20 protein-coding genes are annotated in these 23,120 nt (G+C 66.6%); 11 read left to right on the top strand and 9 right to left on the bottom strand.

Annotated features, from left to right (window positions below; all coding sequences use genetic code 11):
- The first annotated feature begins 51 nt into the window (after positions 1–51).
- The 6 genes from N825_RS24195 (at position 52) to N825_RS24170 (ending at position 5,338) form a co-directional block, all read left to right on the top strand.
- Entirely contained in the window at positions 52–1,650 is a 1,599-nt protein-coding gene (locus tag N825_RS24195; RefSeq protein WP_037457809.1) for an FAD-dependent oxidoreductase, read from the top strand.
- A 93-nt stretch (positions 1,651–1,743) separates the two neighbouring features.
- Complete coding sequence (locus N825_RS24190) at positions 1,744–2,403, top strand: ribonuclease HII (protein ID WP_051512907.1); 660 nt, start codon at positions 1,744–1,746, stop codon at positions 2,401–2,403.
- Between the two features lie 107 nt (positions 2,404–2,510).
- Positions 2,511–3,596 (top strand): site-specific DNA-methyltransferase, encoded by a 1,086-nt coding sequence (locus tag N825_RS24185; RefSeq protein ID WP_037457920.1) that lies wholly within the window; start codon positions 2,511–2,513, stop codon positions 3,594–3,596.
- Between the two features lie 66 nt (positions 3,597–3,662).
- Positions 3,663–4,076, top strand: a complete 414-nt coding sequence (folB, locus tag N825_RS24180; protein WP_037457806.1) for a dihydroneopterin aldolase — start codon at positions 3,663–3,665, stop codon at positions 4,074–4,076.
- 459 nt (positions 4,077–4,535) lie between these two features.
- Positions 4,536–4,886: a type II toxin-antitoxin system Phd/YefM family antitoxin gene (locus N825_RS24175; protein WP_084165025.1), complete on the top strand. Its 351-nt coding sequence runs from the start codon at positions 4,536–4,538 to the stop codon at positions 4,884–4,886.
- A gap of 2 nt (positions 4,887–4,888) precedes the next feature.
- On the top strand, positions 4,889–5,338 hold the full coding sequence (locus N825_RS24170) for a hypothetical protein (RefSeq protein ID WP_037457805.1): 450 nt from the start codon (positions 4,889–4,891) through the stop codon (positions 5,336–5,338).
- Positions 5,339–5,435: 97 nt separating this feature from the next.
- Here N825_RS24170 and N825_RS24165 read toward each other — a convergent pair whose 3' ends face one another.
- From N825_RS24165 to N825_RS24135, 7 genes are all read right to left on the bottom strand, one after another.
- Entirely contained in the window at positions 5,436–6,782 is a 1,347-nt protein-coding gene (locus tag N825_RS24165) for a sigma-54-dependent transcriptional regulator (RefSeq protein WP_037457802.1), read from the bottom strand.
- An 89-nt stretch (positions 6,783–6,871) separates the two neighbouring features.
- On the bottom strand, positions 6,872–8,248 hold the full coding sequence (locus N825_RS24160; protein ID WP_051512903.1) for a C4-dicarboxylate transporter DctA: 1,377 nt from the start codon (positions 8,246–8,248) through the stop codon (positions 6,872–6,874).
- A gap of 264 nt (positions 8,249–8,512) precedes the next feature.
- Positions 8,513–9,343, bottom strand: a complete 831-nt coding sequence (locus tag N825_RS24155; RefSeq protein ID WP_037457800.1) for a phytanoyl-CoA dioxygenase family protein — start codon at positions 9,341–9,343, stop codon at positions 8,513–8,515.
- Positions 9,344–9,373: 30 nt separating this feature from the next.
- Entirely contained in the window at positions 9,374–10,450 is a 1,077-nt protein-coding gene (locus N825_RS24150) for an ATP-binding cassette domain-containing protein (protein ID WP_051512901.1), read from the bottom strand.
- 28 nt (positions 10,451–10,478) lie between these two features.
- The gene (gene proX / locus N825_RS24145) at positions 10,479–11,498 is read right to left on the bottom strand and encodes a glycine betaine/L-proline ABC transporter substrate-binding protein ProX (RefSeq protein WP_051512899.1); all 1,020 of its coding nucleotides are present in this window, start codon (positions 11,496–11,498) and stop codon (positions 10,479–10,481) included.
- Positions 11,498–12,451: an ABC transporter permease gene (locus N825_RS24140; RefSeq protein ID WP_051512897.1), complete on the bottom strand. Its 954-nt coding sequence runs from the start codon at positions 12,449–12,451 to the stop codon at positions 11,498–11,500. Before N825_RS24140 ends, proX begins: the two co-directional genes overlap by 1 nt.
- 54 nt (positions 12,452–12,505) lie before the next feature.
- On the bottom strand, positions 12,506–13,456 hold the full coding sequence (locus N825_RS24135) for an isopenicillin N synthase family dioxygenase (protein ID WP_037457799.1): 951 nt from the start codon (positions 13,454–13,456) through the stop codon (positions 12,506–12,508).
- A 348-nt stretch (positions 13,457–13,804) separates the two neighbouring features.
- Here N825_RS24135 and N825_RS24130 point away from each other — a divergent pair, with 348 nt between their 5' ends.
- The 5 genes from N825_RS24130 to N825_RS24110 are packed head-to-tail and all read left to right on the top strand — an operon-like array spanning position 13,805 to position 19,868.
- The gene (locus tag N825_RS24130; RefSeq protein WP_037457798.1) at positions 13,805–15,985 is read left to right on the top strand and encodes a TonB-dependent hemoglobin/transferrin/lactoferrin family receptor; all 2,181 of its coding nucleotides are present in this window, start codon (positions 13,805–13,807) and stop codon (positions 15,983–15,985) included.
- Between the two features lie 4 nt (positions 15,986–15,989).
- Complete coding sequence (locus N825_RS24125; protein WP_198038876.1) at positions 15,990–17,111, top strand: hemin-degrading factor; 1,122 nt, start codon at positions 15,990–15,992, stop codon at positions 17,109–17,111.
- On the top strand, positions 17,108–18,007 hold the full coding sequence (locus N825_RS24120; protein ID WP_051512896.1) for a heme/hemin ABC transporter substrate-binding protein: 900 nt from the start codon (positions 17,108–17,110) through the stop codon (positions 18,005–18,007). Before N825_RS24125 ends, N825_RS24120 begins: the two co-directional genes overlap by 4 nt.
- Positions 18,004–19,089 carry a FecCD family ABC transporter permease gene (locus N825_RS24115; protein WP_037457797.1) on the top strand — a complete coding sequence of 362 codons (1,086 nt, stop codon included), beginning with the start codon at positions 18,004–18,006 and terminating at the stop codon, positions 19,087–19,089. The genes N825_RS24120 and N825_RS24115 overlap by 4 nt, the downstream gene beginning before the upstream one ends.
- Positions 19,086–19,868 (top strand): heme ABC transporter ATP-binding protein, encoded by a 783-nt coding sequence (locus N825_RS24110; RefSeq protein ID WP_037457796.1) that lies wholly within the window; start codon positions 19,086–19,088, stop codon positions 19,866–19,868. Before N825_RS24115 ends, N825_RS24110 begins: the two co-directional genes overlap by 4 nt.
- Here N825_RS24110 and N825_RS24105 read toward each other — a convergent pair.
- Together N825_RS24105 and N825_RS36865 are read right to left on the bottom strand one after the other, a co-directional pair.
- A complete protein-coding gene (locus tag N825_RS24105) occupies positions 19,865–20,932 on the bottom strand; it encodes an HD-GYP domain-containing protein (RefSeq protein ID WP_051512895.1) in 1,068 nt (355 codons plus the stop codon). The genes N825_RS24110 and N825_RS24105 overlap by 4 nt on opposite strands.
- Positions 20,922–22,925: a hybrid sensor histidine kinase/response regulator gene (locus N825_RS36865; RefSeq protein ID WP_051512894.1), complete on the bottom strand. Its 2,004-nt coding sequence runs from the start codon at positions 22,923–22,925 to the stop codon at positions 20,922–20,924. Before N825_RS36865 ends, N825_RS24105 begins: the two co-directional genes overlap by 11 nt.
- Positions 22,926–23,120 lie beyond the last annotated feature (195 nt).

Here is a 23,120-nt window from a genome sequence, read left to right as displayed (position 1 = left end):
ACCACATGGTACCCAAACCTTCAGTTTGCATCGCACGTCGTCGGGTAGCCCATGTTCCTTGATCTTCGCCAACTCTCCGATGGGGAGCGGTTCGACGCCGACCTGTGCATCGTTGGCGCTGGCGCCGCCGGCATCTCCATCGCGCGCGAGATGCTGGGGTCTCCCTTCAAGGTCATCCTGCTGGAAAGCGGCGGAATGGACTTCCAGGCCGACACGGCGGCCTTGAACGTGGCCGGCAACCAGTCCGACCTGATCCTGGACCTGGAAAGCTTCCGCGCCCGCCTGTTCGGCGGCATGACCAGCCTCTGGGGCGGCAACTGCGCGCCGCTGGACCCGATCGACTTCCAGGATCGTCCCTGGGTGCCGCTCTCCGGCTGGCCGATCGGGCATGCCGAGTTGAAGCCTTACTGGAACCGCGCCAAGCCGCTGTTCCAACTGGGCGGCCATGGTTTCGACGCCGACGAGTGGGCGGGGGTGGAACCGGACTTCGCGGCCTATCGGCTGCCGCTGGACAAGAGCCTGGTCCAGGAGAAGGTTTATCAGCGCAGCCCACGGACCCATTTCGGCCATCGCTACAAAGCCGATTTCGAACCGGATGCCGGCAACGTCACCGTGATGCTGAATGGGACCGCCGTGGCGTTGCGGACGGACGACGACCTGCGAAAGGTCACCGAACTGGACGTCAGGACGCTGACGGGCCACACCCACACCATCAAGGCCCGCGCCGTCGTGCTGGCCGCCGGCATCGAGAACGCGCGGCTGCTGTTGCTGTCCAACGACAAGGCGCCGGCGGGACTGGCCAACGGCCACGATGTCGTCGGCCGGTACTTCATGGAACACCTCAACATGGTCGCCGGCCGCGTGATGATCCCCGACGCGATCGACGTCTACCGCTTCTATGATCCGGAGGGCTGGGCCGACCGGCTGGCCCCCACCTGGGTCGACATGCTGATCGGGTTCCAGCCAACCCCGGCGCGACAGGAGGCCGAGGGCATCGGCAACTATGTCGCCTTCATCAACCAGACCTTCGATGGCGAGGAGACGGCGGGCTATCAGGCGCTTCGGCATCTGGTGGCCCGGTTGAAGCACCGCCAGGTATCGGAGCACCTGCGCCACGATGTCGAGACCCTGCTGGGAGATTTCGGCTCCGCGCTCAAGGGAACCTGGAACCGCTGGTTCAACGACAAGAGCGCGTCCAGCGTCTACGAGGTCCAGCATTTCTTCGAGCAGGTTCCCAACCCCGACAGCAGGATCATGCTGGGAGACGACCGGGACGCGCTGGGCCTGCGCCGCATGGTGGTGGATTGGCGGACCACGGAGCTGGACAAGCGGACCTGGGCGTCCGGCCAGGACCTCGTCGCCCGCGGCATGGGTGCGGGAGGTGGTGGGCGGCTCCAGCTGATCCCGGCGGGTCCGGAACAGCCGTGGCCCGACACCATCCACCAGTCCAGCCACTATATGGGCACCACCCGGATGAGCGCCGATCCCAAGACCGGCGTGGTCGACGGTGATTGCCGGGTGCACGGACTGTCGAACCTGTTCGTCGCCGGCGGCTCCGTGGTGCCGACCGGAGGCTGCGCCATGCTGACGATCAACATCGTGGCCTTGGCGCTGCGGTTGGCCGATCACCTCAAGGTGGCGCTGATCTGACGGGGAACACTGGCTTGGCCGGGACGGCTGGGCTATCACCGCCGGACAGCCGCGCCGGGTCCCCGGCGGCGGCGCAACCCGAACGGTCCCCCGATGCCCGACCTGACCCACGAGATCGCCGCCGGTTATGGCACCGGCATCCTCGTCTGCGGCGTGGACGAGGTCGGACGCGGTCCCCTGGCGGGTCCCGTGGTCGCCGCCGCCGCCATCCTGCCCGCCGAGGGCCTGCCCCCCGCCCTGGCGGCCCTGATCAACGACAGCAAGCTCTTGAAGGCCGGCGTCCGCGAGGAGTTGGCGCCACTGATCCTGGCGTGCTGCGACGTCGCGATCGGGATCGCGGAGGTCGAGGAGATCGACCGGATCAACATCCTCCAGGCCAGCCTGCTGGCGATGCGGCGGGCGGTCGAAGGGCTTCGCTCCACCCCGGCGGTGGCGCTGATCGACGGCAACAAGGCGCCGGGTCTGGCGTGCCGCACGGTCACCATCGTCGGCGGCGACGCCGCGTCGCTGTCGATCGCCGCCGCGTCGGTCGTGGCGAAGGTGGAACGCGACCGCATGATGGCCGAACTGGCGCGGAGGCATCCGGGATACGGCTGGGAGCGAAACGCGGGCTATCCGACGGCGGAGCACCGTAAGGCATTGATTTCATTGGGAGTGACACCGCATCACCGGCGCAGCTTCGGACCGGTAAAGGTTGCGCTGGAGACTCGATCGATGGAGAAAGTGGCGGGCGACTCCAAGTTCGACAAATAAGGATTGACGCGGATTCGCGCTCGACTCATCTTGCCGCAATGAGTCAAGCACTTTCCCCCAAGGCCTTCCGCGGGCCCGCCGTCAAGGCGCCCTCCACCGTGGTCCCGATGCACCAGAACCGCATTCTGGTCGGCGATTGCGTCACCGTCATGAACGGCCTGCCGGCCGGTTCGGTCGACATGGTGTTCGCGGACCCTCCCTACAATCTCCAGTTGGGGGGCGACCTCTTGCGGCCGAACCATTCCCGCGTCGAGGGGGTGGAGGAGGACTGGGACAAGTTCGCCGATCTCGCGACCTATGACCGCTTCACGCGAGATTGGCTGGCGGCGTCCCGGCACGCGCTGAAGGATGACGGCTGCCTCTGGGTGATCGGCAGCTACCACAACATCTTCCGCGTCGGCTCGGCGCTCCAGGACCTGGGCTTCTGGCTGCTCAACGACGTGATCTGGCGCAAGACAAACCCGATGCCCAACTTCCGGGGCCGCCGCTTCACCAACGCGCACGAGACCCTGATCTGGGCCGCCAAGTCCAAGGAGGCCCGCTACCACTTCGCCTACGAGGCGATGAAGAGCCTCAACGACGACCTGCAAATGCGAAGCGACTGGCTGTTCCCGCTGTGCACCGGCCAGGAGCGGATCAAGGACGCCGACGGCAACAAGGCCCATCCGACCCAGAAGCCGGAAGCCCTGCTCTACCGCTGCATCATGGCCTCGACCGAGCCGGGCGACGTGGTGCTGGACCCGTTCTTCGGCACCGGCACGACGGGCGCCGTCGCCAAGCGGCTTGGCCGGTCGTGGATCGGGATCGAGCGCGAGCACCAATACGCCCAGGTCGCCAACGCGCGGATCGCCGCCGTCCAGGAGGCTCCGAACAAGGAATTGCTCTACGCGCCGGCCAAGCGCCAAGCGCCGCGGGTGCCGTTCGGCTGGCTGATCGAGCGCGGTCTGCTGAACCCCGGCACCGTCCTATCCGACCAGCGCCGCAAGCACACGGCGCATGTCCGCGCCGATGGCATGTTGATCGGCAGCAACCATCTGGGCGATCATTGCGGATCGATCCATCAGGTCGGCGCCGCGATGCAGGGCTTGCCGGCCTGCAATGGCTGGACTTTCTGGCATTTCGACGCGGGCAATGGAGAGCAGCGCCCAATCGACATGCTGAGGCAGAAAGTTCTCGCGGAGCTGCATTGCTGATAAACCCTTTATTATCTCATCGCCGACGCTTGGCTTGAAGGGGCCGGAATGGTAAAGCAGCGCGCCATGAACAAGCTTTTCGCCCAAGTCGTCGCCCCGGTGGCGCGCCAGTCCGCCGAGCGCGCTCTCACCCGCGTCTTCATCCGTGACCTCGTGCTCGACGCGCAAATCGGCGCCTATGATCACGAACGGGAGAAGCCGCAGCGCATCCGCGTCAACCTGGACCTCCAAGTCGAGCTGCGTCCCGGCCCGTCGCGGGACCAGTTGGCCGACGTTGTGTCCTATGACACCATGATCGCGGCCGCCAAGGAGATCGTCGGCGCCGGCCATGTCAACCTGTGCGAGACGCTGGCGGAGCGCATCGCCGAGCGCCTGCTGATCGACCGCCGCGTCAAGGTCGCCACGGTGCGCGTCGAGAAGCTGGACGTCTTCGCCGAAGCCGCCAGCATCGGCGTGGAGATCGAGCGCAAGCAGGTTTAAGGGCGGTTTTCGATCAGCTTGCATCCCCGGATCAGGTTCGATCGGCGCGGACATGGTTTTTGAGCCTCAAGGACGTTCCGTCTCTTCCACTCTCTTCGTCATGCGCGGACTTGATCCGCGCATCTCCGAGCGGAAACCGATATGAGGATTTCCACCTCAGTTTGTTTTCGTTCGCTGAACTCCGGATTACAGATGCGCGGATCAAGTCCGCGCATGACGAAAGGGGTGAAAGCCCGCCCGGAATGTTGCTTCAAGAGGAAGATCGGCCCCTATGGAAGCACGCCCCCCATCCTGATCGGAAACCTCTCTAGACGGGAACTTCTCTAGGCGGGGCTTCCCGCCTTCGCCATGTCGTGATCGAATTGAAGTGCCAGCCAGATCTCGGCACGGCTGCCGAACGATCTGGACAGCCGGATGGCCATCTCGGGAGTGATTACCGAAGGCTCTGTTTAGCGAAACATGTTGGATCCAGCCTTTTTTCAGCCTTGGAATAAGCAGGCTTGGACAATAGCCAACATGTTACGTAAGATTTGCCGTGAGAATGCTGTGGAGATGACCATGCCGCAAGTGAGTTCAGGAGATGTGCAGAAAAACTTTGGCGAGTACAGAGCGATCGCTGAGGAAGAGCCTGTGTATGTCTCACATTACAACAAGCCGTCAGTTGTCATCGTATCGGCGGAAGAGTACGCGCGCTTGAAAAAACGCGATAAGCGGGCCATGGCAACCGAGGATTTGCCTGAATGGCTGGTCGAGCAGATTGCAAACTCCGAGATGGACGCAAGATATAACCATCTCGACGAGGATGCCTGAGCATGCCACTGCCAGAACTGGATCTCGGTCTGGTGGTTCAGTATGAATACAGATGGCATCGACGGAAGGATGCGCCGACCGCTGATAAGGATCATCCGGCGTGTGTCGTTGCGACATTTAGGAAGAAGTCGCAGGATGATACCGAGCCGGGCTCCGAGCTGGATCAGTACGTTGTCTATCTCCCGATTTCCCATTCGCCGCCAAGCGACGATCAAGTTGGGATTAAACTTTCCGATCATGCCAAGCGAAAAGCCGGGCTGGATTCCGCCCCACAATGGTTGCTGATTTCGGAGTGCAACATCGACCTATGGCCGCAAGACTTACGGAACCTTCCACGTCAGCCGGGTCGCTTCCATTACGGTCATTTGCCGCCGAGCGAGTTCCGCCGCATTCGCGACGCGTTCGTCGAACGCTACCAAGCCAAGAAGGTCTTGCAAGTGCGGCGGTACTGACCAATCGCTCGATTAGGTCAGCACCGCCGACAGCACGCCCACCCGGCCTCGGATATGGGGAGGACATGGGACGCCAACAATCCGCGCTGATAGAGCCTTACCGAAACGTCTCGATCGCCAGGTTGAGGCGCTTCAGCTTGTCGTAGAGGGTCTTGCGGGGAAGCTTGAGGCTATCGCTGACGGCGGCGATGTTGCCTTGGTGGCGGGACATCGCTTCGGCCAGGGTCGCGCGCTCGAAGGCGTCGACCTGCTCCGCGAAGGAGGGCGGCTCGGCGTCGGCGCCCGCCTTGGTGAGGTCGAGCGGGCTGCCGTGGACGCCCAGCACGAAGCGGTCGGCGACATTGCGCAGCTCGCGGACGTTGCCGGGCCACGCGTAGGCCATCAGCTTCTGGCGCTGGCCGCTCGACAGCACGGGGGCCTCGCGGCGGAAGCGGGCGGCACCCTGCAGCACGAAATGCTCGAACAGCAGCGGGATGTCCTCGCGCCGCTCGCGGAGCGGCGGCAGGGTCACCGAGATGACGTTCAGCCTGTAATACAGATCGGCGCGGAAGCGTTGCTGACGACTCAGTTCCGCCAGATCCTCCTTGGTCGCGGCGACGATCCGGACGTCGATCGGGATCTCCTTGTTCGAGCCGAGCCGTTCGACCATGCGTTCCTGCACGGCGCGCAGCAGCTTGACCTGGAGCGCCAGGGGCATGCTCTCGATCTCGTCGAGCAGCAGGGTGCCGCCGTCGGCGTGTTCCAGCCGGCCGACGCGCTGGCGGCTGGCGCCGGTGAAGGCACCGGTCTCGTGGCCGAACACCTCGCTCTCGAACATCGTCTCCGGCATGGCGCCGCAGTTGAGGGCGACGAAGTTGTTGTCGCGGCGGGGCGAGAATTGATGGAGGCAGCGGGCGACCAGTTCCTTGCCTGTCCCGGTCTCGCCCAGGATCAGCACGTCGGCGGCTGCGTCCGCCACCTGGAGGATGACGCGGCGGACCTCCTGGATGGCGGGCGACTGGCCGAGCAGCACCGTCTCGATGCCGTCGCGGTCGGACAGCTTGCGGCGCAGCGTGCCGACCTCGAGCGTCAGGGCGCGCCGCTCCAGCGCGCGCTGGACCGAATTGACGAGGCGCTCGGTCGGAAAGGGCTTCTCGATGAAATCATAGGCGCCGATCCGCATGGCTTCCACCGCCATGGAGATGTCGCCGTGACCGGTGATCACCACCACCGGCAGCTTTGGATCGGCCCGCGTCGCGTGTTCGAGCAAGGCCAGGCCGTTCATGCCGGGCAGTCGCACGTCGGTGACGATGACGGCGGGAAAATCGGGGTGGAGCATGTCCCTGACCGGCTCCGCGGAGCCGAAGCCCTTGGCGTCGATGCCGGCCAGTTGGAAGGTCTGGATGCTGGACGCGCGCACGGCGTCGTCGTCCTCGACCAGCAGCACGCTCAGGGTTCCCGACATCTCTTTGGCTCCCATCGAACCGAAAGATGGCGGGAAGCCCCGAGGGACTCCCCGCCATCATGGTGACCCAGGGTTCGGTGGACCCAGGCTCAGTAGGCGCGCGCTTGGCCGATGCCGGAGCTTTCCTCCTCGGTCACCAGGACCGATTCCGGGCTATCGGCCTCGGCGTCCGTCTCGTTGTTGAGATGGCGATGCATGCGGTCGACATCCAGGGCGCCTTCCCAACGGGCGACGACGACGGTGGCGATACCGTTGCCGATCAGGTTGGTCAGGGCCCGCGCCTCCGACATGAAGCGGTCGACGCCCAGGATCAGCGCGATGCTGGCGACCGGGATGTGGCCGACCGACGCCAGCGTCGCCGCCAGCACGATGAAGCCGCTGCCGGTGACGCCGGCGGCACCCTTGGAGGTCAGCAGCAGGACGGCGATGATGCCGATCTCCTGCGACAGGCTGAGGTCGACGCCGGTCGCCTGGGCCAGGAAGATCGCCGCCATGGTCAGGTAGATGCAGGTGCCGTCGAGATTGAACGAATAGCCGGTCGGGATCACCAGACCGACGACCGACTTCTCGCAGCCCAGCAACTCCATCTTGGCGATCATGCGGGGCAGGACCGATTCCGACGAGGAGGTGCCGAGGACGATCAGCAGCTCCTCCTTGATGTACTTGATGAACTTGATGATGCTGAAGCCGGCCAGTCGGGCGACCGTTCCCAGCACCAGGAAGATGAAGAGCAGGCAGGTGGCGTAGAACGCCAGCATCAGCTGGCCCAGCGACAGCAGCGAGCCGACGCCGTACTTGCCGATGGTGAAGGCCATCGCGCCGAACGCGCCGATCGGGGCCACCTTCATCACGATGCCGACGATCTTGAAGAAGACATGGGCCGACTGGTCGATGATGCCCAGCAGCGGCTTGCCCTTCTCACCCAGCGAGAACAGCGCGAAGCCGAACAGCAGGGCGAAGAACAGGACCTGCAGGATCTCGCCTTCCGCGAAGGCTCCGACCACCGTCGAGGGCACGATGTGCATGATGTACTCGATGGTGCCCTGCTCGGACGCCTTCGAGGTGTAGGCCGCGATCGCCTTGGTGTCGAGCGAGTTGACGTCGACGTTCATGCCGGCGCCCGGCTGCCACAGGTTGACTACGACCAGACCGATGATCAGCGCCAGGGTGGTCATGACCTCGAAGTAGATCAGAGCCTTGATGCCGACCCGGCCAACCTTCTTCATGTCCTCCATGCTGGCGATGCCGTGGACGACGGTGCAGAAGATGATCGGGGCGATCAGCATCTTGATCAGTTTGATGAAGAGGTCGCCCAGCCATTTGAGGCTGGCGCCGAATTCCGGGTAGAAATACCCGACCGCCACGCCGATGACGATGGCGCAGAGGACCTGGAAATAGAGGTGCTGGTAGATTTTCTTGTGGTGAACGGGCGCGGCGGCGGCGCCGGCGCTTCCTGTGGCCTGCATGGTTCCCTCTCCCTTGACCCTACCGCTATCGCCGACCGTTCCCACTGGGGATGCCGGGCATTCTTCGTGTCGAGCGGCAGTACAACTGAGGGACCTAGAGCAGGTTCCGTGCCATTCTTGGGACCGGTGTCGACAAGACGTTAAGTGTTTGACACGTATGGGTCATGCCGGCGGAGGTCGGCGAAGCGCCGGCCCATCGTTCCGGAATTCGGCACGCCGCCCGGTTGGCGTGGCTGGAATTCCGGAAAACGACGCGGTGAACACTCAGGCCGTGGTGGGCTCGTTCGCCGCCTGCCGGACCTCGCCGTCCTTGTACTGACCCCAGGCGGCTTCCAGCGCCTTGAAGGCGACGGGATCCAGTTCGGTTTGTGGCAGGGGATCGGGGTCCCAGTGGTTGAAACGATCCACGCCCCGGACCAGCGTCGCCGTGCGGCGGCCGATGGTCGAGCCGACATGGGCGGGAATGTAGAAGAAGGCCAACCCTATCCGCCGGTCGCCGGTGCGGTTGGCGCTGGAGCCATGCGCCGTGCGTTCATGGTGCAGCGAGAACTCGCCGGGCTTCAGCACGAGGTCGACCGCTTGGGATTCGTCGATCCCTTGCAGCTCCTGGCCACGCGCCAGCATGTTGTCGGGCGCGTAGGTCTCGACGTGCTCGCGGTCGGGACCGGTGTGGGTGCGGGGGACCACCCGCAGGCAGCCATTGTCCACCGTGCTCTCGGTGAACGCCACCCAGGCGGTGATCTCCTCATGCGGTGACAGGCCGAAATAAGCCGAATCCTGGTGCCACGAGACATAACGGCTATCGCGGCCGCCCTTGGCGAAGATCGACGCGCCGAACAGCATGATGTCGGGGCCGATGATGTCCTCGACCGCGTCCAGGATCTCCGGCCGACGGGCCAGTTCCACGATCCACGGTGACGCGAGGTAGCCCTTGATCTTCATGAAGGCGTTGGCCTCGCGGCCGACTTGGCGCTCCAGCGTCTCGACGCCGTCGCGGCATTTCAGGGCGTCCTCGGCGCTCATGGCCCGCAGGGGCGCGAGCCAGCCCTCCTCGCGGAAATGGCGGACCTGATCCTTGGTCAAATGCTTGGGCATGTCTCACCTTTTTCGATGGTGGTTGGTGTGTCAGGCGGCGGACAGTCCGGCTCCCCCCAGATGCCGGATGATCGAGCCGCGGTCGATGTGGCCGGTGGTGCTGCCGTCCTCGGCGATCACGGCGATGGTGACGTCATCCCGTCCAAGGGCTTCGAGCACGTCGGCGAAGGGAGCCGCCGCCGGCAGACGGATGGTGGCGCTGGCTGGCGTGTCCGTTCCGAAGGTGTCGCCCATCGCGAGGTCGCCGGCCCTGGCATGGCGCCGACGAAGCTCGTCGGTGGCGAAGTCGGCGACCTGGGGAGTGGCCGGGCGCATCAGGATGTCGTGTGGCGGGCCGATCTGGACGATCCGCCCCTCCACCATGACGGCGATGCGGTCGGCGATCTTCAGCGCCTCGTCGAAATCGTGGGTGATGAAGACCGCCGTCTTGTTCAGGTCCCGCACCAGGGCCACGAACTGCGCCTGCAAGTCGCGGCGGATGATCGGGTCCAGCGCGCTGAACGGCTCGTCCAGCAGCAGGATGTCGGGGTCGGTCACCATGGTGCGGGCCAGCCCGACCCGCTGCTGCATGCCGCCGGACAGTTCGGTCGGGAACAGGTCGGCGCAGTCGTGCAGCCGCATGCGCGCCAGCCACTCCCGCGCCATGTCCTCCCGCGCCTGCTTGGGCAATCCCCGCACCTCCAGCCCGAAGGTCACGTTCTCCAGCACGGAGCGGTGGGGGAACAGGCTGGCGCTCTGGAACACCATGCCGACCTGGCTGGCGCGCAGCTCCCGCAGGCTCGGCGCCGACAGGTCCTGGACCGAGCGGCCATCGACCCGCACCGTCCCCACCGTCGGCGGGATCAACCCGTTGATGTGGCGGATCAGCGTCGACTTGCCGCTGCCCGACAGTCCCATGACGCACAGGATCTCGCGCCGCCGGACCTCCAGATTGACATCCGCCACGGCGGCGAAGACGCCGTGGCCGGTCGGCAGATGCTTGACCGCGCCGCCCCGCCCCAGCGCCGCCGCCGCGGCCTTGACCTTGCGGGCCGGGCCATAGAGCTTCCACAGGTTCTCGATCGTGATGACCGTCGGTGTCGCGGAGGATGGGGTGGCGGAGGTCATGGCGGCGTTTCCCGGATGCCGATGAAGGTCAGGACTTGGCGGCCTGGGCCGCCTCGGCGATCCAGGCGTCGACCTCGGCCTGATGCTTGGCGATCCAGTCCTCGGCGTGCTTGCGGATCTGTTCCGACGACTTCTCGCCCTTGTAGATCTGGAAGTTCTCGGCGTTGACGTCGGCGATCGGGATGGAGACCAGCTCGAACCACTTCCTGGCCACAGGGTTCTTCTCGATGAACTCCTTGTTGGCGACGACGTGGATGGTGTTCTTGGTGAACCCGACATTGCGCCCGTCGGGCAGCGTGGTGGCGCTGGGATCGGTCGGTTCGGGCAAGGCGGTGTACGGCACCTCCAGGAACTCGACGTCGCGGCCGGGCACCAGCACCTGCGACAGCCAGAGCGGCGTATACGTGTAGTAGAGGACCGGCTTGCCCTCGTTGTAACGGGCGATCACGTCGGCGGCGAGCACGGCCATGTCACCCTGGACGTGTTCGACGGTCGGCCGCAGGCCGTAGGCGGTGAGCTGATGCTCGATCGCGCGCTCGCAGCCCCAGCCGGGCGGGCAGCCGATCAGCTTGGCCTTGGTGCCGCCATCGGCGAACACGGCGGCGATCTTGGGGTCCTTCAGCTGCTCGACGTTCTTGATGCCGTATTGGGCGACCGTCTTCTTGTCGACCAGATAGCCCTGGCTGGCGCCGGAGATCAGACCGCCCATGCGAACCAGCGTCGAGCTGCCGCCGACACGCTCGAAGAAGGCGTTCTGGAGCGGGTTCCAGGCCGACGCGGTGAAGGTGACGTCGCCGGTGGACGCCGCCAGATACATCGCGGGGATTTGCAGCGGCAGGATCGGCTTGACCGTGTAGCCCAGCTTCTCCAGCCCGATATTGACGATCTCCGTCTGGAACAGCGTCTCCGCCGTGCTGTCATGGGTCGCCTGGACGGTGACGCCGGCTCCCGGCAGGGATGACGCGGCGTTGACGGCCGGCGCCGCGGCCAATCCCAGCGCGAGAAGCGCCAGCAGGCGGAGTTTGCCAAGGCGGTGGAACGACGGCATCAGGAACCTCTCTTCATGGGAATCGCGGTGGGTGTGGCGGGACGGGAGACGCGGGCGATCAGGGCGCGGACGAGGCCGATCGGGGTGGAGCGGGAGACGCGCTTGACGCGGGGCGCCGTGCCGCGTGGCTGGACCAGGTCGGTCAGGACTATCGCCAGCGCCACGATCCCGGCGCCGCCCACCATCGCCAGCCCCATGTCGAGCCGGCCGATGCCGCGCAGGACCAGCTGCCCCAGTCCGCCGACGCCGATCATCGAGGCGTAGGTCACCATCGCCAGCGACATCATGATGGTCTGGTTGATGCCGGTCAGGATGGCGGGCAAGGCGATCGGCAGGCTGACCATGAACAGCACGTTGGCGGGTGTGGCACCCAGGCTGACGGCGGCCTCGACCATCGGCGGCGGGACGCCCCGGATGCCGAGGCTGGTCAGCCGGATCAGCGGCGGCACCGCGAAGACCGCCGTCACCAACACGCCGGACAGGTCGCCGATGCCGAACAGCAGCACGATCGGCACGAGATAGACGAAGGCCGGCAGGGTCTGCATCAGGTCGAGCAGCGGCTTGAGCGCGCCCTCCAGCCGGTCGGAGCGCGCCGACAGGATGCCGAGCGGAAAGCCGATCCCGAAGCACAGCAGCACGGCGACCGTCACCAGCGACAGGGTCCGCATCGCGTCGGACCAGACGCCGATCATGCCGACCGCGAACATCAGGGCAGTGGCGACGACCGCGTTGCGGACACCGCTGATCTGCCACGCCAGCAGGAACAGCAGTATCAGCACCAGCGGCGGCGGCGCCGAGGTCAGCACCGTCGTCAGCGCGTCGATGGCGGCGATCATCGGCGCCCGGACCGTCTGGAAGGCTGGCCGCCAATGCTGGGCCAGCCAGAGCACCAGATTGTCGGCCCAACCTTGGACGGGAATATGGACGGCGGAGAACCAGTCGTCGTTACCCATGGAGCGTCTCCAGTGGCCCGGGGGTCGGGAGGCGGTTGGCGGGATCGGGGGCGGTCAGGCGTAGGCTCCTTCGAGGCGCCGTAGCAGATAGGCGCCGCTGGTGGTCGGCTCGAACGCCACGGCGCCGCGGCTTGGCAGCGGCTCGATCAGCACGTCGGGATTGGGATGGAGGAAGAACGGAATGGAATAGCGGGAGCCAGGGGACACGCGGACGACGCGGTGCGAGGTCGCCCGGAACTCGTCGCCGGTCCAGCGCGCCATCATCTCGCCGATGTTGCAGACATAGGCGCCGGGGGTCGGCGGCACGTCGATCCAGGCGCCAGCCAGGTTCTGGACCTGCAAGCCGCCCGAACCGTCTTGCGCCAGGATGGTCAGGTAGCCGTAGTCGGTATGGGCGCCGCACCCGTGGGGCGGCAGGCTGGTGGGATCGGCGACGGTTTCGACCGGTGGGTAGTGGAGGATGCGGAGGATCGCGGTCGGTGCGTCCAGCTTCGACAGGAAGAAATCCTCCGGCAGGTCGAGAGCCAGCGCGAAGCCCCGTGACAACGAGCGGCCCAGGTCGCAAAGCGCTCCGTGGTAATCGGTCAGCCGCTGGCGGAACTCCGGCATGCCGTCCGGCCACTGGTTGGGACCGCGCAGCTTCGGCCACCCCCCAGCGCCCGCCGCTTGGACCGGCAGTTCCAGGGAGATGTCGAAGCCTTCCTTGGGATCGCCGCCGAACGCGGTGTCGGTGACCTCGCCCTTCAGGGGGAAGTAGCCGCGATACTGGGGTGACTTGGTCAGCGCCACCGCCATCTTGTCCGCGGTGGGCAAAGCGAAGAAGTCCTTCGCCACGTCGTGGACGCCGTCGAGCAGGGCTTGATCGACGCCGTGGCCCGTGATCTGGAAGAACCCCGCGCGTCGACAGGCGTCGCCGATCAAACCAGCGCAAGCAGCCTTTTCGTCGCCGCCGCCGCCCCTCAAGGCGCTGACGTCGATCATCGGGATCGTCGTGAAATCGTCCATGGCCGGTTCCCCTGCTCTTCCCCGCGCCCCGGTCGAGACACCGGGACGGTGAACGGGTTGGCAAGGATCGTGCCAGCACGGGTTTATCAGCATACCGGGGTGTTTCAGGATCGGAGACGCGGGCGAATGGCACCGGTATGCGTCAATTCATCAGCATACTGATTAATCGGTTTCCACTTTATCGTCCGTTCAGGCGCCACCAGAAAATTAGCCCAATTTCCACCTTGTAAATGAGAACGATTCTCATTAGCAATTAGATGCCCACCGGGTCACCCGACTTCCAGACCGGAGAAAAACAAATTGCGACTGAGTCTTAGTATCATTAGCATCAGAGCCACGGGCGCGGGAATGTCCCGTCCTGGTTTCCGCCTCAGCCGCACGGTCCTGATGTCGTCCAGCCTCATCGCCCTAGGTGCCATGGGAGCCCTCGCCCAGCAGCCTCCGCCGGAGGAAAGCCCGCCGCCGGCATCGGTGCTGCGGCTCGATCCCGTGACGGTGACCGCAACGCGGAGCGAGCGGCCGATCGGCGAGGTGCCGGGCACCGTCTCGGTCATCACCGACGACGAGATCGACCGGCGGCTGGTGTCGAACCCACGCGATCTGCTGCGCTACGAGCCGGGCGTGTCGATCGGCAACGATCCCTCCCGCTCGGGCCTGACCAACTACAACATCCGCGGCATCGGCGGGAACCGGGTACTGGTCCAGGTCGATGGCGCGCGCCTTCCGGACTTTCCGGCGACCAGCCCGACCTTCAACCGCGACTATGTCGACCTGGACACGGTCAAGCGGGTCGAGATCGTGCGCGGCCCGGCGTCGTCGCTCCACGGCAGCGACGCGATCGGCGGCGTTGTCGCCTACATCACCAAGGACCCCGCCGATTACCTGGCGGAATTCGGCCGCGACGTCTTCGTCAGCGGCAAGACCGCCTATGACGGCGCCGATGACAGCTTCGCCAGCACCGCCACGCTGGCCGGCCGGGTCGGCAGCCTGGAGGGCATGCTGGTGGCGACCCGGCGCGACGGCGAGGAGGTCGAGACCAATGGCCGGGCCACGGCCAATCCGCAGGATTACTTCTCCAACAACCTGCTGGGCAAGCTGGTCTGGAACGCCGGCGACGACGACACGCTGAAGCTGACCGGCGAGATGCGGAAGGCGGTGACCTGGACCGACATCCGGTCGGAGCGCTCCGCCACGGTGCTGGACAGCCTGGCGCGCGACACGACCGACCGCTATCGCCTGTCGCTGGACCACCAGCACGACGCCCCGATCGGCTTCATCGACCAGATCAATTGGCAGCTCTCCTGGCAGCGGGTCAGCCGGAGCGAGGACAGCACGCAACGCCGTCTGACCGCCGGGCAGCGGCGGCTCCGCGTCACCGACCAGGAGTTCGACCAGGACATCTATGGCCTGGATGTCCAATTGATGAGCAAGGCGGTGCTGGCGGGCCTCTCCAACACCTTCACCTATGGCATCGACATCGATTATTCCGACACGTCGAGGCCGCGCGACCGGACCGAGACCAATCTGGTGACCGGCGCCGTCACCCGGTTCGTCGGCGGCGAGTTGTTCCCCAACAAGACCTTTCCCGACAGCACCACCTTGCTGGCCGGCGCCTATGTCCAGGACGAGATCAGGATCGGCCGGTTCGGCCTGACGCCCGGAGTGCGGATCGACTACTACAAGCTCGATCCGGAACCGGACCAGGACTACCGCAACCTGAACCCCGGCACCCTGGATGTCGGCAAGGTGACCGAGACGGCGGTGTCGCCCAAGCTGGGCGTGACCTATGACCTGGACGACCGCTTCACCGTGTTCGGGCAATACGCCCATGGCTTCCGCAGCCCACCCTATGACGACGCCAATATCGGCTTCACCAACGCGGCGTTCGGCTATGCCGTCCTGCCCAACCCCGATCTGGAGCCGGAAACCAGCGACGGTTTCGAGGCGGGCCTGCGCGGCGACTTCGGCGACGCCGGCTTCAGCGTCAGCGGCTTCTACAACCGCTACCGCGATTTCATCGAACAGGTCGTGGTCGGCACGGCGGGCGGGCTGCAACTGTTCCAGGCGCGGAACCTGGAGCGGGTCAAGATCTGGGGTGCCGAGGCGCGCGGCGACTGGACCGTGGGCCACGGCGTCACCCTGCTGGGCAGCCTTGGGTATGCCCGGGGCGAGGACGAGGAGACCGGCGATCCGATCGACAGCGTCGATCCCCTGAAGCTGGTCGGCGGCATCCGCTACGACCATCCCGAGGACGCCTGGGGCGTCGAGCTGGCGACCACATACACCGCCCGCAAATCCAGGGTCAGTGACGACACGCTGTATCAGCCGCCGTCCTCCACCGTGGTCGACCTGATGGCCTATTGGGACGTGACGCCGAACTTCACGCTCAACGCCGGCCTCTTCAACTTGACCGACGAGCGGTACTGGAACCCGCAGGACGTGACGGGCCAGAGCCGGACCTCCACCAGCATCGAACGCTACGCCCAACCCGGCCGCACCATCGCGGTCAACGCCATCCTGAAGTGGTGAGTCCATGAAGTCCAAGACCGCCCCCGCGCCCGCCTTGATCGGCATGTCCCTGAAGGCCCTGCCCGGTATGCCATTGCCCGCCAACGACCTGCTGTGGGATTGCTGGCAGGTGCTGCGGAAAGACCATCCCGGCATCCGGGCGCGGGACGCGGCCAACCAATTGGAGGTGCCGGAAGCGGCGCTGATCGCCAGCGGCTGCGGCCGGATCAGCCTGCGGCTGCGCGGCGGCGACTGGGGCGACTTCCTTGAACGGGTCGGTGCGATCGGGCCGGTCATGGCGCTGACCCGCAACGAGCACGCCGTCATCGAGAAGACGGGAACCTATCGGAACATCCAGTGCGGCGCGTCGATGGGGCTGGTGCTCGATCCCGATATCGACCTGCGGCTGTTCCTCGACCATTGGCGCCATTTGTTCATGGTGCGGGAGGACAGCCACGGCAACGCGCGGCACAGTCTCCAGGTGTTCGACGCGGCGGGCGTGGCGGTTCACAAGATCTACCTGACCGACGCCAGCGACCGCGCCGCGTTCGACCGGCTGGTGGCCGATCGCGGCACCGACGACCAGACGACGGCGTTCGTCGCGGAACCGCCGCCGGAGCGTCCGGCACCGAAGGCGGACGAGTTGGTCGATCTGGCGGGATTCCATACCGGCTGGGACGCGCTGCTGGATACCCACGAATTCTTCGGCCTGCTGCGGCGCTTCAATCTTGGGCGGGTGCAGGCGCTGCGCCTCGCCGGAGTGGAGCGGGCGCGGCCAGTCGCGGTCTCGGCGCTGGCGGTGGTGCTGAACTCGGCGGCGGAAAGCGGATTGCCGATCATGGTATTCGTCGGCAACCGCGGCTGCATCGAGATCCACACCGGGCCGGTCCACCGGATCAAGACGATGGGGCCGTGGCTGAACGTGCTCGATCCCGGCTTCAACCTGCACCTTCGGGAAGACCACATCGCGTCGGCCTGGGTGGTGCGGAAGCCGACCTCGGACGGCGTCGTGACCTCGCTCGAACTGTTCGACGCCGCCGGGGAGACCATCGCCTTCGTGTTCGGCCGCCGCAGGCCGTCGGAACCGGAATTGGAGGGGTGGCGGGAACTGGCCGCCAGCTTGCCGGATGCGGAGAGCGCGCCATGAGGGCATGGCTGCCGCCGGTGGTCTTCTCGCTGGTGCTGGCGTCGATCGCGGTCGCCGCCGAACCCACCAAGCCCGCCGAACCCCTGGACCGCATCGTCTCGGTCGGCGGGGCCATCACGGAGATCGTCAACCAGCTGGATCTGGGTGACAGGTTGGTCGCCGTGGACAGCACCAGCCAGTTCCCGACCGCCATGCGGGCCCTGCCCCAGGTCGGCTACATGCGGGCGCTGTCGGCGGAAGGCGTCGTGGCGACGCGGCCCGATCTGGTGCTGGTGAGCGACAACGCCGGTCCACCGCCAGTGATCGAGCAGATCCGCTCGCTCGGCATTCCCACCCGGATGGTGCCGGACCGGCCGACGGTCGAGGGCGTGGTGGAGAAGGTGCGCGCGGTCGGCGCCGCCTTGGGCCGCGAGCGCGAGGCGGAGGCGATGGCTCAAAGGATCACCGGCGACCTGACCGCCGTCGGGTCCATCGTCGCCAGTATCCAGGACAAGCCCCGCGTGCTGTTCCTGATGGGGCTGGGCCGGGGCGCCCCCACGGCGGCGGGGCGGAACACGGCGGCCGACGCCATGATCACGCTGGCGGGCGGCGTCAACGCGATCGACGGGTACGAGGGCTACAAGCCCGCGTCCGGCGAGGCGATCCTGACGGCGGCCCCCGACGTGCTGCTGCTGCCAGCCGACGCCGTCGACTCCGCGGGAGGCCGCGACGCGATCCTCCGCATGCCCCAGTTCGCCGGAACGCCCGCCGCGATGAACGGTCGGCTGGTGGCGATGGACACGCTCTACCTGCTGGGCTTCGGGCCCCGGCTGCCCGACGCCATCGCCGATCTGGCGCGGGCGCTGCATCCAGACCATGCCGGGGACTTCCCGAAGCCAGCAGCTGAACGGTCATGACCTCCGTGCCGCTGCGGGACGGTTCGGTGCCCTGGCGCTGGTTCGGCACCGTCGGCCTGCTGGTGCCGCTGGCCGTGCTGGCATGCTGCGCGGTGATCGCCAGCCTCGCGATCGGAGCCTCCGCCGTCCCGTCCCGGACGGTGATCGCGGCCCTGTTGGGCGGAGACGTGGCGGCGCGGGACGCCGCGATCGTTCTTCAATTGAGATTGCCGCGCACGCTGCTGGGGTTCGGCGTCGGTGCGGCGCTGGCGGTCAGCGGCACCATGATGCAGGGGCTGTTCCGCAACCCGTTGGCCGATCCGGCGCTGATCGGCATCTCCAGCGGTGCGGCGCTGGCGGCGGTCGCGGTGATCGTGCTGGGGGTGCCGGCCTTGGCCGCGGGGATGCTCGGCCCCTTCAGCCTGCCCTTGGCCGCCTTCCTTGGCAGCGTTTGCACAACGCTGCTGGTCCAGCGGATCGCGCGCGGCGGCCACGTGCAGGGAGGTCAGGGGCGGACCGGCGGGACCGATGTCGCGACGCTGCTGCTGGCGGGCATCGCGATCAGCGCCATCGCCTCGGCCGCGACCGGCTATCTGGTGTTCGGCAGCGACGACCGGCAGATGCGCGACATCACGTTCTGGACGATGGGGTCGATCGGCGGGGCCACTTGGACGACGGTGCTGGGGCTGGCCCCGTTCGCGCTGGGCGCCGTGCTGGCGGCGGGACGCTGGGCGGGAGTGCTGGACGCCCTGCTGCTGGGTGAGCGGGAGGCGGCGCTGCTGGGCTTCCGGGTCGAGCCGGCCAAGCGGGGCATCGTGATCGTCGCGGCGGCCGCCGTCGGCGCCAGCGTGGCTGTGGCGGGCGTGATCGGCTTCGTCGGCTTGGTCGTGCCGCATCTGGTGCGGCTGATGGCGGGCGCCGGCCATGGCAGGCTGCTGCCGGCCTCGGCGCTGCTCGGCGGCACCCTGCTGGTCTGCGCCGATATCGTGGCCCGCACGGTGGTGGCTCCGGCGGAACTGCCGATCGGCTTGGTGACCGCGCTGCTGGGGGGCCCGTTCTTCCTGTGGCTGCTGATCCGCCGGCGGCGGGAACTGTCGCCGTGATCCGCGCCAGCAACGTGTCGCTGCGCCGGGGCGGCAAGGCTCTGGTCGACGGCGTCTCGCTTGATCTCACACCGGGAACGCTGACGGCGGTGCTGGGGCCGAACGGGGCCGGCAAGTCGTCGCTGGTCCGGCTGCTGTCGGGCGAGGTGGCGCCGGATGGCGGCTCGGTGACGCTGGACGGGCGCCCGCTGGCCGAGTGGGATCCCGGGGATCTCGCCCGCCGGCGCGCGGTCCTGTCCCAGGCGGTGACGCTGTCCTTCCCGCTCCGCGTCGGCGAGGTGGCGATGCTGGGCCGCGCGCCGCACCGTTCCCGCCGCACCCACGCGGAGAATGTCAGGATCGTCGAGCGGGCCCTGGTGGCCGCCGACGCGATCCATCTGGCGGGACGCTCCTACCCGTCCCTGTCGGGCGGCGAACAGCAGCGGGTCCAGTTCGCCCGCGTGCTGGCCCAACTGGACGATCCGGCCGAAACTTCCGCGCGCCACCTGATCCTGGACGAACCGACCGCCAGCCTGGACATCCGCCATCAGGCGCAACTGCTGGGACTGGCGCATGGACTGACCCGGCGGGGCTGGGCGGTCTTGGCGGTTCTGCATGACCCCAATCTGGCCGCCGTCCACGCCGACACCATCGTGCTGATGCGGGGCGGCCGGGTGCTGGAGACTGGCACCCCCTGGAGCGTCATGACGCCCGAGGCCCTGTCAGCCACCTTCGACCATCCCGTCCTGGTGTCGCGGCGAACCGACCTGGACCGGCCGTTGATCGTTCCGGCGGCCTAGACTTTGGCGGTGGAATCGTCCCAGGCGTCCAGCCCGGCCAGGAAGGCGTCGGCGATCTCCGGGTCGAAATGACGGCCCCTTTGGTCGCGGAGGTAAGCCACCACGTCGGCCCGAGGCCAAGCCCGTTTGTACGGACGCTCCGAGCTCAAGGCGTCGAAGACATCCACGATGGCGACGATCCTGGCCGCGAGCGGGATGGAGACGCCGTAAAGCCCGTGGGGATAGCCCTTGCCGTCCCACCGCTCATGGTGGCTCAGCGCGATCTCGGCGGCGAGGTCGAGCATCCCGACGCCGCTCCCGGCGAGGATGCTGTGTCCGGCCGTCGTATGCCCTTTCATGATCACCCATTCATCCTCGGTGAGGGGACCCGGCTTCAGGAGGATGCTATCCGGAATGGCGATCTTGCCGATGTCATGCAGGGGAGCGGCGGCCTCGATCAGCCCCACGAAGTCCTCGGCGCATCCCATCCGCCGCGCCAGCGCGCCGGCTCCGGAACCGATCCGCGCCACATGCTGGGCGGTGTCCTGGTCACGAAATTCACCGGCGGCGCATAGCCGCTGGACGATTTCCCGATGGGCCACCCTAAGCTCCCGCGTTCGGGCCTCCACGACGGATTCCAGCGCATCCGCCCGCTCCTGTTGTTCGCGGGCCAGGAAGTGCAGCTCCAGGAGATTGCGCACCCGGGCGAGAAGCTCCCAGAAGTCGAAGGGCTTGGTGACGAGGTCGCGGGCTCCCGCCTCCAAGGCGGCTCGGCGCGTCGCCTGATCGTTCTGCGCGGTCACGACCAGCACCGGCGGATACTGGTCCGGCACGCGCCGCAGGGCTTCGCGGAGGAAATCCGCGCCAGTCATCCCCGGCATCCGAAAGTCCAGCAGCACCAGATCCGGCTTCAGGTCGGCATAGAGGTCGAGCCCGGCGTGGGGTTCGGTGGCGGATACGATGTCTTCGTAGCCAGCCGATTCCAGCAGCGATTCGAGCACCTCGATGTTCGCCCGCAGGTCGTCGACGATCAGGATGCGCGCGCCGGCCATCCTGTCGTCGGAGCTCCAACCGTCAGGCCGCATGACGCCGCTCCAGCGCGCTATCCAAGGCGGCGAGGAACTCCGTCACCTTCAGCGGTTTGGTCAGGTAGCAATGGAACCCGGCGGCGAGCCCCTTTTCCACCTCGCGGGGCATGGCGTTGGCGGTCAGCGCGATCACCGGAATGCCAGCCGACCGGGGATCCGCGTGCAGGCGCTTCAAGACCTCGAAGCCATTGATTCCGGGCAGGTTGATATCGAGGATGATCACCTCGGGCGACGTGGTCCAAGCGAGATCGAGACCGATGAGTGGATCGGCGGCGACTTGCAGATCGAGGCTGGGAACCACATCGACGAGATCGCGCATCAGTTCGATGTTCGACGGGTTGTCCTCGATGTACAGCAGCCTGTGGGAACCGGCCCTTACCGTCGCTTCCTGAGGCACCCTCAGCGATGGCTGGGCTTCGACCGGCGACAGGAGCAGCGCCACGCGGAAGACGCTGCCGACATCCACGGTGCTTTCGACGCCGATGGTGCCATGCATGGCGTCGACCAGCCGCTTGGTGATGCTCAAGCCGATGCCGGTGCCCTGGATGGTGCCATACTCTTGGCCGAGCCGGTTGAACGGAACGAACAAGTCCTGGAGACGGTCGGCCGGAATGCCGAGGCCGGTGTCACGGACCGTGATCTCGATCATGCCGTCGCGCCTCCGCTCGCCGGACAACTCGACAGTCCCATTACGGCGGTTGTACTTGATGGCGTTGGAGACGAGGTTCGTGACGACCTGGGAAAGCCGTGTCCGATCGGCCATCACCGGCAGCATCTCCGACCCGAGGGTCGACAGGGTGACACCCGCGTCCTGCGCCACCGGCTGCAAGGCCATGACGACCTCGTCCAGCAAGCCGCGGGCATCCACCGCCTCCATCGACAGGACGAGGTGTCCAGCCTCGACCCGTGCCAGATCGAGCACTTCGTCGATCAATTGCAACAGATGCCGCCCGGCCTTGGCGATCTGCTCGCTCGCCCGTCTCTGTTTCGCGGTCAGCGGCTCCCGGGCGCTGTTGAAATCCAGAAGCTGCGCGAAGCCCAGGATCGCGTTCAACGGCGTCCGCAGCTCATGGCTCATGCTGGCGAGGAAATCCGACTTGGCATGGTTCGCCGCCTCCGCGCGGGAGCGGGCCTCCTCAAGGTCGCGGGTCCGCTCCACGACCCGGAGTTCCAGCTCGTCCCGCGCGACCCTCAACTCCTCCTCCATCCGACGCCGTTCGCCGATCTCCTGTTCCAGGGCGAGGTTGACGACCTTCAGGCGCCCGGCTTCCCGGACGGCGGCCGCGGTCATCCTGCGGTCGGCGATGGTGGCGACCAGCGCCAGGAACAGGAGCCCATAGGTTCCGGCGGCGACGGCGATGGCCAGCGAGGTGTGGCTGGTGCCCATCGTTGGCGGGGCGAGGAGTTCCAGCCGGATCACGGTGGCCGCCATGCCCGTATAGTGCATGCCGCAGATGGCGAATGCCATGACGACCGCCGCGATGGCGCGCTGGTGCGCCTTCCTCAAACCAAAGGCGAGCATCAACGCCACGATGGCAGCGGCTGCGGCGATCACGGCCGAGAGGGCGAACAGGGACGGCTTGTAGGCGATCGTTCCGGAGAAACGCATCGCCGCCATGCCGGTGTAGTGCATGGCCGAAACCCCCAGCCCGACCAGCAAGCCAGCCGTCAGGCTCCTCGTCCGGTAATCCCTGGCGCGCCTCATGGCTCCGAGACCGGCACCGACGAAGACGATCGCGATGGCGAGCGACAGGATCGTCATCGCCGGATCGTATTGGAGTTCCGCCGGTCCGCTGAACGCCAGCATGCCGATGAAGTGCATCGACCAGATACCACCACCCAGCGCCGCCGAGGCGCCGGCATGCCATACCTGACGGGCGCGCCCATTCGCTTGGCGAAGCCGCTCGATCATGTCCAAGGCGACGAAGGAGGCGAAGGCCGCGGTCGCGAAGGAAAGCGCCACCAGCCATGGATTATGCGAAAAGACCATCCCGCCTTCGTCAGACGTGAAGCATAACCCTAGTATCTCGAAGTTCATATGCCGACAAGCCTGTAAACCATGGTGAATCGATAATAATTCAAGGATCCTGTTCGATTTGTTAACTTCGGCGATTTTATCTTATAGTTGGCGGGGTGGATGAATACCCAAGCCGGCAAGAAGGTTGTCATGCGGGAGCGGCGCCTT

This window comes from Skermanella stibiiresistens SB22 (assembly GCF_000576635.1).
Taxonomy (GTDB): Bacteria; Pseudomonadota; Alphaproteobacteria; order Azospirillales; family Azospirillaceae; genus Skermanella; species Skermanella stibiiresistens.
Note: the sequence above shows the minus strand (reverse complement) of the source record. Positions and strands in the feature narration are given on the sequence as shown.